This window comes from Spongorhabdus nitratireducens (genome assembly GCA_947387575.1).
GTDB lineage: Bacteria > Pseudomonadota > Gammaproteobacteria > Pseudomonadales > Endozoicomonadaceae > CANDOC01.
In genome coordinates, this window is sequence record CANDOC010000001.1 from 863,314 (window position 1) to 875,696 (window position 12,383).

The window sequence follows — 12,383 nt, forward strand, 5'->3', positions numbered from 1 at the left end:
TATTTATGAAAATCCATGAATTGGTACACGGTGTTGAAGCCGTTTCAAAATCCTACGCTGAAAAGCATGATATTGACCGGACAGATGAATGGTTTCTGCTCAAGTTGACTGAAGAAGTAGGCGAACTGACCCAGAGTTATCTCAAAATGAAAGGTCAGGCAAGAACCCAAGGGGCCGACCCGGAAACGCTGAGAGCAGACTTTGAGAAGGAAGTCGCTGATGTTCTGGGTCAGGTACTGTTGCTTGCCAACAATCACGACATAGACATCGAACAGGTTATGACACAAAAGTGGCTTTCATGGCTGGAGCAAAAATGAAAATACCGCATACCATTGGCCACAAGTCTACAGCACAGCATATTGAGATACTGCTGAAGAGTTATCACAACTACTTTGCCGAGCCTCTGTTGCCGGGTACAGATCACGACAATGCTGCTGCCCTGGAAACTTTGTGGAACGCTGATTTTGTCGTTGTCTCCCATGGTACAGAACCCGACCCGGTTTTTAACTTCGGCAACCCGACAGCCCTGAAACTGTTTGAACTGAGCTTTTCAGACTTAACCCGGTTGCCATCAAGAAAGTCGGCAGAAGCCGTATCACAGGCTGAAAGAGACAGGCTGCTGGCAGAGGTAACAGAGCATGGCTGCATTCAGAACTATACCGGCGTAAGAGTTTCTTCAACCGGTAAGAAGTTCTTTATCGAAAATGCCAGAGTGTGGAACTTATACGTTGAAAGCGGCGCATATTATGGCCAGGCCGCGATGTTTAAATCCTGGAAATTTGTGTAAAAAATTGCACAGGTTATGATAGTTACCCTCTATAAACCCATGATCTATTCCGGCTTTTGTTGAGTAGTAAATATGACAAAGCAATTGAAAGGCTCCTGCCTCTGTGGCGCGATTGAGTTTCAGGTTGAAGATAATTTTGATTACGTTGGGAACTGTCATTGCTCAGAGTGCAGAAAATTTACCGGTTCAGACTATTCGTCTGCAGGCGGCATAGCATCGGATAAATTCAATTTCGTTAAAGGTGAAAATGCTGTCAGCTTTTACAAAAAAAGTGAAAACACCGAATTGGCATTTTGTAAAACCTGTGGTTCCAGTCTGTTTTCCATTAAATCCGATAGTGGCAGATATAATATTCGCCTTGGTGCATTGGATGATGCACCCAGCCAAAAACCGGGGTTTCATATCTATGTTGGCTCGAAAGCAGCCTGGCTGGAAATCAATGATGATTTGAAGCAGTTTGAAGCACATCCTGAAAAACTTTAATCATCCGTACAACAGAAGTTTCGAGATAAATACGAAAGAAAACGATACTAATGAAAAAGTTAGCTGTATTTTCACTATCCCTTCTTATCGCCGGCTGCAAAACAGTAGCTGTAGACGAAAATTTTGAGGCCAACCCGGATCTGATCACTGGCTCATGGCATTGTATCGAGAGACAAAACCTTTCAGACAGAATGAGAATGACGCTGGACAGTAAAATCGAAATTCTGGAAGACTCGATTTTCACCTCTAAAAGCCAGATCAGCGGTCGCATAGACCTGCAGAACAGAGCAGTATCCTACACCGTTAAGGAAGCCGGCACATGGATGCTGGTCGGAAATATGATGTATACCGACCTTGATCTAGAGGATGTGTTCGCACTGAATTCATTATCAGCGCGTACAAAAGACTCGTTTATCAATAACTATATGAGAGACAGAAGAAATAAAAATTCTGCCGTTCAGATCACCTACCTGGACCAGCAAGTTATGCGCTATCAGGGCTACAGGGGAGAGATGGCTGAATGTAGCCGGGTATAGCTGTACAAGGAACGGGTTAGTGTTTAAACGATGTTCTCCACTGCGTTGGCGATACATGGAACGCAGCTCTGAAATGTTTGCGAAAAACACTTTCTGATCCAAACCCGGCCAGCTCTGCAACCCGGGAGACAGGACTTTGCGTGGTTTCAAGTAATCTCTGGCTCAGCAGCAGACGCTGATTCAACAGCCATTTATTAAAAGTGCAACCATAGGCTGACTTGAATTGTCGGGAAAAAGTACGCGTGCTCATCGCACAGCGCCGGGCGACATTCTCCAGCGAATGTTGTCGGGTGAGATTCTCCTCAACATCTTCGATGATCCGGCCCAGGCTGTTTTCTGCCGGCAACTTTACGCTGATCGGAGCAGGAATATACTGCCGCTGACCTCCCGAACGAAAAGGCGCAGTGACCATTCTTCTTGCCAGTTTGTTGGCAAATTCACTGCCATAGTAACGACGGACGATATGTAAACAACAATCAAGCGACGCAGCCGTACCGGCAGAAGTAATAATCTGCTCATACTCAATAAAAAGCGGGGCTGGGTCGACTTCAATATTCGGAAAACGTGACTGAAATTCACTGGCAAATTCCCAGTGTGTTGTCATTCGTTTGCCATCAAGCAGACCGGCACAGGCAAGGACATAGCTTCCGAGACACAGTCCGACCATCAATGCGCCTCGCTCATGGTGACGTTTTAAGGCCTGCAACAATCGGGGCCCCGGCTCGGGTAAATCGTTTGGCCAGCTCGGAATCACGATGACCTGCGCCTGTTCCAGTGCCTGAAGATCATTTTCCACTGTGATGCCCAGGCCGGAACTGGTTAACAGATGATTGTTGTTCTCGGTACATATATTCAGTTCAAACCCGGGTGATTTGTCCTGTATAGCATCCTGAAATACAAGACAGGGTACCGAGATATGAAAGGCACTGATATTCTCAAAGGCCAGCAAGGCAACATTGATCGGTTTTTCTGAAAGACTCATATTACGTTGGCCGGATTTGAGCGAACATTGGCTGGAAAGACAGTATTGCACCTTTGAACGGACCGTCATACTGGCCCCCTGTTTACACGCTTTCTCAAGCAAAGCTCATATTTGAGATTCAGGGGCAATATGAAAATTCATCATCTGCGTAGTGCGACTTTTATTATCGAATCCGGTCATCATTATATTCTGGTTGACCCCATGCTGGGAGCGAAAGGGTCCCTTCCCCCGTTCTCAGTCATTCGTGCCAAAGCCCGCAAGAATCCGACCGTAGACCTACCTGACAATGCCAGTACGTTGCTTGAAAAGGTCACCCATACGCTTGTAACACACAGTCAGACCTTTGGTATCAAGGCATTGCAGCACGGTGATCACCTTGATGCCGCAGGTGAAGCATTACTGGCAGAACGGAAGATTCCGGTAGCAACACCGATGAAAGACCAGGCTTATCTGGAAAAATACGGCCTGAATATCACCGCGGGCATTAATCACTGGGAGACCATCGATTTCATTGATGGCAAGCTGACCGCTGTTCCGGCACAGCATGGCCACGGCTGGATTCACAAGGTTATGGCCAATGGTGTCGGCTTCTTTCTGGCATTACCGGGCGAACCGTCAATTTACATCAGTGGTGATACGGTTCTGACAGATGATGTGAAACGTGCACTGGATGAATTGAAGCCTGATATTACCGTGGTGGCTGCAGGCCAGGCACAAATGGATGTCGGTCAACCCTTGCTAATGGCTGAAGATGAAGTGATGGAGTTTATCCGCCTGTCACCGGGCAAGGTGATTGCAAACCATATGGAAGCCCTGAATCACTGCTCAGTCGATCGTGACACACTACGAAAGTCATTACAGCGACATGGACTGGCAGACAAGGTGTCTATTCCTGCGGATGGTGAAACGCTGGTGTTTTAAAGGTCAGTCTTGCGCATGAAGTTTTGATCCAGTCAGTTGTATTTCAACATATCGCTTGTCACGAGGGCTATATAGGTCGGGTATTTACAGCCCCAGAAGATGTACATAATGAGTATCCTTTGAGTATTTGTTTTTTGCTCAATTATCAAGCTAGGTATGAAATACAGAAGGTTTTGTCAGAAAAGATCTATTGTAAGTAACGTCCCCCCTGTTAGCAGACTATGATTTATACGGCATTCAGGGCATTAATCATCCAGCTTTGAATGCCTTTACCACCCGGCCCGATCTGTATCGACCCAATGTAGATTTATAAATCATCAGATAAACGTACTGTGTACATTGATATAAACGTTCTTTACATCTTCATTTAAACCTTTGTATTTTTCTTACCTTTTTAACGACTTGATCTCTGGTCGACTACCCAGCTAAAGGGCTATTGCATGCTACGGCTGTAGCAATCAAATTTAAGATGTTGCATTATTAATCCTTGAGCACAAGCGCTCAAAAAAGCTTGTCCCATACAATAAATACAAATAAAAACATGAAATTATTATTTGCAACGCTTATCGCTTTTATTTCCATCTCTTCAGCCAATGCCAGCTGCAAGCAATTTAACGAGCTGATAGATACAATGAGTGAAATAAAAACTGACAACAATGGTATACCTGAAGAATACAACAGAGTTACTGTTGAGAGTTTTTCTCATTTTTCCACAATAAAAGGTTATATCAAAGGCTATGCCAGAGGGTTTGCAAGTGCCACAGACAATGAATCGGAGCGTTTTTTAGCCCTTCTTGCCAGTGCAGACGACAGTTTGTCAGACGAAGTTTTAGCTTTCACTGTGCTTTCTTGTCTCGAGGATGAGGAAGCGAATATGACAACTGTTATTTCTGACGCACTTGATATCGCTTTTAAAGGAGAATAACTCAATCGTTTTCATTGAAAACAGGCTTGGCAACACTATGTAAAATATACGATTGCAAGATGACTTAAAGGGTCAAAAAAACTGCTTTCCTGCAGGGCCCTTTACTTTTAAAAACCTGACTTTACCTGTGTATTGAACCGCAAACTACCAACCTCGCTGTTATCATTATGACGCCAGTTAACCTTAAAACCTGAACTGCTAGAATTGCACTTCGTTTAATACGGCCTATATGCCCCTGTCAATATCTTGCATATCTCGGCGAGACAACAGATATTATCTCCTTCAGTGATATCTGATTCTCTGTTTTTCCAGCGGTTTAGCTAAACATATCTACAACACAAAATCGCAGACCTATACCTGAATAACAATTGAACCGAACGATAACCATGACCATTGCACCTGCAGTACAATCCGATCTGGAAGCTTTCTTCACCTACATCGACCAACACCTTTCCGAAAGCGGCACCGGCGACACTCCGGTATTTCAACCGACCCCGAAATCACAGCAAGGCTTCCCCGCAGCCGGCAAGCAAACATTCATAACCGGGCTGGGATGCTCCCAGGGGGACAAAGGCTGGCGCAAACTCTGGCTGGCAAAGGACGACGCCAACAACATCATCGGTCATGCCGATATCCGTTATCACGGCGATGGCCTCAGTTTTCACCGGGTTCTACTGGGTATGGGTGTAGACAGTAGCATTCGCAAGAGCGGGCTGGGTACCCGGCTACTGAATACTGTTATTGCTTTCTGTCAGGAAAACCCGGAGATCGAATGGCTGGATCTTTCCGTGCTGTCAGAAAATACCCCGGCAAGGAATTTGTATCTGAAATCCGGCTTTTCAGTAACCGGCGAAGTACGCGACCGTTTCAGGGTTGATGGTCGGTCTATTTCCGATACCACTATGACCCTGAATGTTAAAATGGATTCATAACCAGACTTTCAGTTCGCTTAGCGGAGCAAAGATGGAAACTATTGTTATTACCGGTGGAAACCGCGGTATTGGGCTGGAGCTGACCCTGCAGGCGCTTGATGCTGGCATGAAAGTGATTGCAACCTGCCGCGATTCCAGCAATGCTCCGGCGCTGGATGCCCTGCGCAGTCATCCGGCACTGGAAGTACTTGAGCTGGAAGTCACCAGTACTGAGTCCGTTCAGGCTTTTACCCAAAAACTATCCGGTAAAACCATCGACGTGCTGGTAAACAACGCCGGCATCAAAGGCAGCAATGAGCAAGGTCTGACGTCAATGGACTACAGCGCCTGGTTGCATACCTTTGAGGTTAATACCCTCTCCCCCTTCCATTTGACCACAGCATTACTGGAAAACCTGAAACAGTCTTCGCGGCCGCGGGTCATTGCTATTTCCAGCATGATGGGTTCACTGAGCCGGGTCAGCACAGGCCTGTATGCCTATCGCAGCTCCAAGGCTGCACTGAACAAGGTGATGCAGGTCATGGCGCTGGAACTGATGGAAGACGGCATTATCGTCTGCCCGATGCATCCTGGCTGGGTTAAAACCGATATGGGTGGTGAAGCAGCGGATATTACCGTACAGGAAAGTGCCTCAGGTCTCTTGTCTTTTATCAATCAGGTGACGCCTGAACAAAGCGGCCGGTTCTGGACCTGGGAAGGTGAAGAACACCCCTGGTAACTGTAACGCTGTCCGGTGACAAACCCGGACGGCGGTCAAGTTTCACTGAAATGCCGGATGATAGGCAATATGACCTTCGGCCGACGTATCTTTCAGGGTTATTGCCATAAAGTACTCGGCCGGCACCCCGGGCAGTGTAATGGCATCACATACTTTAAAACCAAACCGGTTGTAATAGCCGGGCTCTCCCAACACTACGATGCCTTCGGCACCCCGTTGTATCATGGTGTCGATGGCCTTACGAATCAGGCTCGAGCCAATGCCCTGCCCTTGCACAGCCGGTAGCACCGCCACCGGACCAAGACCATACCAGTGCTGCTGACCCGACGCGATGGTGACTGGTGAGATCGCAATATGTCCCACAATTTGATGGTCTATTTCAGCCACCAGCGACAGTGTCAGTGCATTATCCGCACGCAGTCGCTCGACAATCAGCTGCTCTGTTGGCTCAGCTCCCGGTTTATGATGCGGATGATTTTTAAAGGCCTGATAATTCACTCTGCTTATTGTGGTGAAATCAGCCGCTGTTTCGCTTCGAATTAACATCTGCTGTGCTGTTTCCTGAGAACAATCATCATGTAAGTAGTGAGCGGGACAATCCCACCAGCAATGCCAGCAGTGAAAACCGGCACATGCTCCCGCTCCAGATGAACAGGCAGACATCATAAAGTATGAAGCCTTGGACAGGTCAAGCCTTGTTGGATAGCATGCCTTGTTGCTGAGATTCCTGCACTTAATGTGACACGCTGTATAAGAATGACAGAAACAATCATTGGCATATTAATACCACTGGCCATTATCGGTTTATTTATGCTGGCACCGGTATGGGTTAATTTTTTTACAATTGCAGAGAGAGACAAAAAACACTGGGCATACCCGATGGTAGATGAGGTTTTAAAATCACCAAGGGACTTCACGGGAAGGTTACTGGGGCAGCCCCTGTTATTTTTTACATGTACCCAAATTCTGACAGATGACAGTTTCACGCTGGATTTGAGTCTTCCATGTCTACTGGGAGCCTTGATTTTTACTGCTGGCAACGGCGTAGTTAAAGCATTTCTGACCCGTCCGAAACTAAGACAAAACTTTCTGCTGACACTTGCGGCACAAGGCACCCTGATTACACTTTACCATCAGGGTTTTCTGAGCATCACACTTCATTACCTTATGGGGCTTTTGATCTCTGTTTATCAGGCCTTTGTCATTCTTTTTTATAGCCTGCAGCTACAGTATCAGGCAGCATGTATTGATAAAAACGCCTGACTATCAGCCATCCGTAACAATCAGCAACTATCTGACACGATATTCACTATTGAATAATTATGCTTCAGGAAATTATGCTTCTCACCCCAATCTCTAACACAAAAAACGAGAAGAATTGTGAGAGCAAATTCCATTTATTGCCTGCTGACGGCTGCCCTGTTACCACTGGGTGCCACTGCCGGTGGCAGTCATAGTCATGACACTGTTACCGACCAGATTATTGACCAACAGCGCGCTCTGTTGCAGCAGAATACCGAAGGTAAAGGCTTTGGCCCCCAGGCACCGCGCGATATTGATTCACTAAACGGCAGCAACGCGGTCAGTTTTAATATGGCACCGCCCGCTTCCGAAATGAACCTGTGCAATATTCATTTCCATAAAAATGCCGAGCATAAAGGCGGTGAATTTACCCGTTTTGCCGGTAATGGTGATGGCCAGGGTTTCTCTACCGGATACCAGTACAATGGTCAGTTAACCAAAGCCGAGCTGGCGCCGGTGGCAAATGAAATTTGCCCCAGCAAGCATGGTGGTCTGTCTTCCGGCGATACCATTGAAGTGCATTATGTTCACTCCACTGCCCAGGTTGGTCCGGGCGCTACCCTGGGAGCCTGCCTGAACGAGGCGATCAAGAATCCACAGCTGCGGGTAGAAACCCAGGTTTATGTGCTGGTCAACGATGACAAAGCGGCTGACTTTATGAAGCTGACCCTGCATCAGAAGCGGAACGGCGTCCATCAAGCCTTGAATATTCCTGGCAACACCGGCACACCGGTGCAGTACACCGGCTCAACCACCGGCCCCGGTTATAACGAGAAAGGTTCACCGTTCCAGGTCAGCTGGAGTGTGCGTCCACAGGTGACCAAGGTGAATATTGAGTCTGTGGGCCAGTGGTGCAAGGGTAATGCATTCAAGGAAGACCATGCACACGGCGTGCGTAATCTGGTGGTCAATCCTGATCTGCTGTCGAATATTGCCGGGTAAACATTAAACCGGATTTCCGGCAGCTAAACCTGCTGCCGGATTCGCCCATCATGCTTGCTGTTATCAACGCTGTAATCTACCCACCATTTTATTTGTCTCCTGCTATCCGGGGAAATAACTCCACATGACATAAGCCCATGAACGGCATTCCGCTTTCCTATAGACTCTTCGCAACGTCTATAAGGGCATCGCAAGCCCTGTTCGAACCGGGAGATTTATGAATAGCTATTTCAAGGATTTTGATCTGTCCGACTTTTGGGAAGACTGCGACTATGCCAAACAAAGCTATATCTGTGAGCCGATAACGGACGCGCTCGTTCAAGAGATCGAAGCCGAGCTCGGGTACAAACTGCCTGCTTCATATATCGCTTTAATGAAAAGCCAGAATGGAGGCATCCCCAAAAACACCTGCGCACCCTGCAGTGAGCCAACCTCCTGGTCCGGTGATCATATTGCCATTACCGGCATCTATGGTATTGGACGCTCAAAGCCGTACGCGCTCTGCGGCAGTATGGGCAGCCATTTCAGCATTGAAGAATGGGAATACCCTGAAATCGGCGTATACATCTGCGACTGTCCATCAGCAGGGCATGATATGGTTGCACTTGATTACCGCAAATGTGGCAAAAATGGAGAGCCTGTAGTCGTCCATGTGGATCAGGAAGACGACTACAAAATAACGTTCCTGGCCACCAGCTTTGAGGCATTTATTCAGTCCCTGAAGCATTCTGACGACTATGAGTAACTGCAGCATGAAGCGATCAATGCCCAGCTGAAAATGGCCGAGTCACCCAACCATACAACGGTTTATATTCCCGTGGGTACCAATGGTATTCCTTTGGTGAAAGGCACCAAATAACCTTCAGCCGCATCGCTTCTCTATCACCGATGCGGCTTTCCCTAGTGTTCCGATTAAACTCGACGCGACAAACGTCATTGCAAACCATTCGCATTTGGCCTAGATTTACTGCTACTGTGAAAGCCACTTCATAAAACCTCTGTTTTTGAGTGAATTTCAATGAGCAAAAGGCTGTTTGCTGGTTGTTTTTGCGCCCTTTTATCCATGTACGTGTATGCGCACGTGCACAAGGTTCTGAATCCCGGAGACTTATCACATGAGTTACAGCAGGGTCGCATTGTAAAAGGCCATATCAATCTTCATCGCTGTACTGCTGATGACGGCCTCGCACCGCCAACGTTCCTCGGCTCCATTGCCATCGACTTTTCAAGGCATATGCTGGATCAGAATCGCTGCACCAGAACTAGTGAAGAATACGGAACGCTGGTCGCCCACGAGAAAGCATCTCAAGAAACACCAGTAACAGAAATCATCGCTTCAAGGGTTTTTTATACGGTGATTTCGTGTGAAGGCAAGCCAGTGAAGGTCACAATTCATTATTATGATCTGAATAATCAACTGCTTCTTGATAAAAAATTTTCCTGTTCCTGGCGAAGCTGGGGAGCACAGATGCAGTTGCTTTCCTACCCTTCCTCATAACATTGCCAACCTTGCTGCAGAACTATTTATCCAGTTGTGCTTTTAACTGTGCTTCCAGTTCACCCACCTGCTGTTCCAATATCGATATTGTCTGGTCTTTTTGCTGCATCAGGCTTTCAACATCCTCCCGGTCAAAGCGCTGCGGAATATGTTGTGGGCAGTTACGGTCAATGGCTTCCACCGTGAATTTGAATACCTGCTCGGGTTGGGCCTGATATTTATCTGCCGGCGGCATCAGGCTTTCCAGTAAATTCTGGTCGTTTTCAATAAACTCAGCCGTACCCCAGATTTTGACCCTGCGCTTGTTGGCATAATCAATCAGGAAGATAAAGGCCTTGTTGTTTTCGAACAGGTTGCCTTGACTGATAAACTGCTGATTGCCTTTATAGTCAGCAAAAGCCAGGGTCTTTTCATCCAGCACCTTTAAAAACCCTTTGGGCCCGCCACGGTGCTGAATATATGGCTGTCCCTGTTTATTGGTGGTTGCCAGAAAAAAGCTGCGCTGGTCTGCTATAAATTCCGCATTGCGCGGCGAGATAAACGTCTCCCAGCTGCCGTTCTGCTCCATATGGGCATAAGCATCTCTGGAGCCTTTGCGGGTCTGAATGCTTTTTACGGTATCGGTAAAGGCGATATCACTTGAATAGTTCATCCCTGTGACTCCATGGGTTTTCGGAGAGGGTCAAAAGTCCCTCCCCTTTTTAGAAGGGACAGTCTGAAATCAGAGTGGCTTGACGGGCGGAAAATCAACCTCGGTGCCCAGCACTTCGTTGAGGTAATTTGTCAGGGTATTCATAGCGACATGACCGACGATTTCCACAATCTCTGCATCACTGTAACCCGCTTCACGCACCGCCTGAACATCAGCATCATCGACCTTGCCACGGGCCCGGGTGACTTTGACCGCAAACTCAATCGCAGTAGCGACCTTTGCATCACTGGACGTTCCCCGGCGATTGGCTTCGATCTCTGCCGGGCTTAGCTTGGCTCGCTGTGCACCCAGATAATTATGTGCCGCCAGGCAGTAGTCGCAGCCATTGATTTCAGCCACTGCCAGCGCAATACCTTCACGCACCTTGACACTCAGGGATCCGTAACCGAGCGCACCATTCAGACCCAGATAACCTTCCAGCGTCTGCGGACTGTTGGACACTATACGGAACAGGTTAGGTACACTGCCCAGCAGATTGTTGACCGCTCTCAGTGATGCTTTTGCGCCTTCCGGTGCTGTATCAATCGAAGTCGGAGTCGGTATGCGTGACATAGTTTTATTCTTGTTGTGGCCGTTAAGGAGGCTCCACTATACAATTGCCAAACTGATTAATAATTGATGCCTTTTAAAATTCATTATTTCAGAAATTTAAATAATCAAAGGTGGGAAATAACCGCCTGAAAGTAAAAGGCAGATAAGGGGCACACAAAACAGATCATGGACAAGTTCGAAGCGATGCGGGTGTTTGTGACGACAGCGGAATCCGAGAGCTTTGTCATCGCCAGTCGCAAGCTTAACTTATCCGCCCCGACTATTACCCGCTCTGTTGCCCAGCTGGAGCAGTCTCTGGGCGTACGACTGTTTAACCGGACAACCCGCCATGTTCGTCTGACCGAGGCCGGCATCCGCTATTACGATGATGCCAGACATATTCTCGAACTGATCGAAACCGCTGATGCCACAGCTTCCGGGGTCTACGCCGAGCCCAAGGGAACATTGACGGTGACGGCACCGGTATTATTTGGTCAGAAACATGTCATTCCGATTATCAATGACTATTTGCGGGACAACCCTGCGGTCAATGTTAACGCCATGCTATACGATCGGGTCACCAATATTCTGGATGAAGGCATCGACGTTGCCATCCGCATCGGTCATCTGAAAGACTCCAGCCTTTTTGCTGTGCAGGTGGGCAATGTTCACCAGGTACTGTGTGCGGCTCCGGCCTATCTGCAGCAACATGGAGTGCCGGAACACCCTGCCGACCTGACCCGACATCAGATTATTCAGGCATCAACCGTCGAAGCCTCAACCACCTGGGGATTTGATTCTGCTAATGGGAAGGTTTCAGTCAAGGTTGCTCCCCGGCTGATCTGTAATCAGAATGGTGCCGTAGTGCGTGCAGCTGAAGATGGGCTGGGCATCACCCGCCTGATGTCCTATCAGGTAGGCAAAGAATGCCAGCAAGGCTCGCTGGTGCGGGTATTACAGGATTACGAAGCAGAACCACTGCCGGTTCATATTGTTTACCTGGAAGGACGCCAGGCCAGTGCCAAAGTCAAAGCCTTTGTAGATATGGCGGTTGAGCGGCTGCGGGCGAACCCCTTTATCAATATTCGAAGCCCGGGGATTACCTGAATACGAC

17 protein-coding genes are annotated in these 12,383 nt (G+C 47.8%); 13 read left to right on the plus strand and 4 right to left on the minus strand.

Annotated elements, in window-relative coordinates; genetic code table 11:
• Nucleotides 1–5 precede the first annotated feature (5 nt).
• From ACYZZ0_RS04010 to ACYZZ0_RS04025, 4 genes are all read left to right on the plus strand, one after another.
• Nucleotides 6–317: a MazG nucleotide pyrophosphohydrolase domain-containing protein gene (locus ACYZZ0_RS04010; RefSeq protein ID WP_461535291.1), complete on the plus strand. Its 312-nt coding sequence runs from the start codon at nt 6–8 to the stop codon at nt 315–317.
• The gene (locus ACYZZ0_RS04015; RefSeq protein WP_461535292.1) at nt 314–787 is read left to right on the plus strand and encodes an MEKHLA domain-containing protein; all 474 of its coding nucleotides are present in this window, start codon (nt 314–316) and stop codon (nt 785–787) included. Before ACYZZ0_RS04010 ends, ACYZZ0_RS04015 begins: the two co-directional genes overlap by 4 nt.
• A gap of 72 nt (nt 788–859) precedes the next feature.
• Nucleotides 860–1,270: a GFA family protein gene (locus ACYZZ0_RS04020; RefSeq protein ID WP_461535293.1), complete on the plus strand. Its 411-nt coding sequence runs from the start codon at nt 860–862 to the stop codon at nt 1,268–1,270.
• 50 nt (nt 1,271–1,320) lie between these two features.
• Nucleotides 1,321–1,806: a hypothetical protein gene (locus ACYZZ0_RS04025; RefSeq protein ID WP_461535294.1), complete on the plus strand. Its 486-nt coding sequence runs from the start codon at nt 1,321–1,323 to the stop codon at nt 1,804–1,806.
• Nucleotides 1,807–1,822: 16 nt separating this feature from the next.
• On the opposite strand, the gene ACYZZ0_RS04030 is transcribed toward ACYZZ0_RS04025, so the two are convergent.
• Complete coding sequence (locus tag ACYZZ0_RS04030; RefSeq protein ID WP_461535295.1) at nt 1,823–2,857, minus strand: GlxA family transcriptional regulator; 1,035 nt, start codon at nt 2,855–2,857, stop codon at nt 1,823–1,825.
• Nucleotides 2,858–2,917: 60 nt separating this feature from the next.
• Here ACYZZ0_RS04030 and ACYZZ0_RS04035 point away from each other — a divergent pair, with 60 nt between their 5' ends.
• The 4 genes from ACYZZ0_RS04035 (at nt 2,918) to ACYZZ0_RS04050 (ending at nt 6,284) form a co-directional block, all read left to right on the plus strand.
• Nucleotides 2,918–3,709, plus strand: a complete 792-nt coding sequence (locus ACYZZ0_RS04035) for an MBL fold metallo-hydrolase (RefSeq protein WP_461535296.1) — start codon at nt 2,918–2,920, stop codon at nt 3,707–3,709.
• Between the two features lie 541 nt (nt 3,710–4,250).
• Nucleotides 4,251–4,634 carry a hypothetical protein gene (locus ACYZZ0_RS04040; RefSeq protein WP_461535297.1) on the plus strand — a complete coding sequence of 128 codons (384 nt, stop codon included), beginning with the start codon at nt 4,251–4,253 and terminating at the stop codon, nt 4,632–4,634.
• Between the two features lie 368 nt (nt 4,635–5,002).
• Nucleotides 5,003–5,566, plus strand: a complete 564-nt coding sequence (locus tag ACYZZ0_RS04045) for a GNAT family N-acetyltransferase (protein ID WP_461535298.1) — start codon at nt 5,003–5,005, stop codon at nt 5,564–5,566.
• Between the two features lie 31 nt (nt 5,567–5,597).
• Complete coding sequence (locus tag ACYZZ0_RS04050; RefSeq protein WP_461535299.1) at nt 5,598–6,284, plus strand: SDR family oxidoreductase; 687 nt, start codon at nt 5,598–5,600, stop codon at nt 6,282–6,284.
• 42 nt (nt 6,285–6,326) lie between these two features.
• Here the strand turns inward: ACYZZ0_RS04050 and ACYZZ0_RS04055 are convergent, their stop codons facing one another.
• Nucleotides 6,327–6,830, minus strand: a complete 504-nt coding sequence (locus ACYZZ0_RS04055) for a GNAT family N-acetyltransferase (protein ID WP_461535300.1) — start codon at nt 6,828–6,830, stop codon at nt 6,327–6,329.
• A 210-nt stretch (nt 6,831–7,040) separates the two neighbouring features.
• Between ACYZZ0_RS04055 and ACYZZ0_RS04060 the strand changes: the two genes are divergently transcribed.
• From ACYZZ0_RS04060 to ACYZZ0_RS04075, 4 genes are all read left to right on the plus strand, one after another.
• Nucleotides 7,041–7,547, plus strand: coding sequence for a hypothetical protein (locus ACYZZ0_RS04060; RefSeq protein ID WP_461535301.1), 507 nt, complete (start codon nt 7,041–7,043; stop codon nt 7,545–7,547).
• Between the two features lie 117 nt (nt 7,548–7,664).
• Nucleotides 7,665–8,528 (plus strand): delta-class carbonic anhydrase, encoded by an 864-nt coding sequence (locus ACYZZ0_RS04065; RefSeq protein WP_461535302.1) that lies wholly within the window; start codon nt 7,665–7,667, stop codon nt 8,526–8,528.
• A 217-nt stretch (nt 8,529–8,745) separates the two neighbouring features.
• Complete coding sequence (locus ACYZZ0_RS04070) at nt 8,746–9,273, plus strand: SMI1/KNR4 family protein (RefSeq protein ID WP_461535303.1); 528 nt, start codon at nt 8,746–8,748, stop codon at nt 9,271–9,273.
• A 273-nt stretch (nt 9,274–9,546) separates the two neighbouring features.
• The gene (locus ACYZZ0_RS04075) at nt 9,547–10,026 is read left to right on the plus strand and encodes a hypothetical protein (RefSeq protein ID WP_461535304.1); all 480 of its coding nucleotides are present in this window, start codon (nt 9,547–9,549) and stop codon (nt 10,024–10,026) included.
• Between the two features lie 22 nt (nt 10,027–10,048).
• Here ACYZZ0_RS04075 and ACYZZ0_RS04080 read toward each other — a convergent pair whose 3' ends face one another.
• Both ACYZZ0_RS04080 and ACYZZ0_RS04085 read right to left on the minus strand, forming a co-directional pair.
• Nucleotides 10,049–10,678, minus strand: a complete 630-nt coding sequence (locus tag ACYZZ0_RS04080) for a pyridoxamine 5'-phosphate oxidase family protein (protein ID WP_461535305.1) — start codon at nt 10,676–10,678, stop codon at nt 10,049–10,051.
• 69 nt (nt 10,679–10,747) lie between these two features.
• A complete protein-coding gene (locus ACYZZ0_RS04085) occupies nt 10,748–11,290 on the minus strand; it encodes a carboxymuconolactone decarboxylase family protein (protein ID WP_461535306.1) in 543 nt (180 codons plus the stop codon).
• Nucleotides 11,291–11,455: 165 nt separating this feature from the next.
• Between ACYZZ0_RS04085 and ACYZZ0_RS04090 the strand changes: the two genes are divergently transcribed.
• On the plus strand, nt 11,456–12,376 hold the full coding sequence (locus tag ACYZZ0_RS04090; protein WP_461535307.1) for a LysR family transcriptional regulator: 921 nt from the start codon (nt 11,456–11,458) through the stop codon (nt 12,374–12,376).
• The last annotated feature ends 7 nt before the right edge of the window (nt 12,377–12,383 follow it).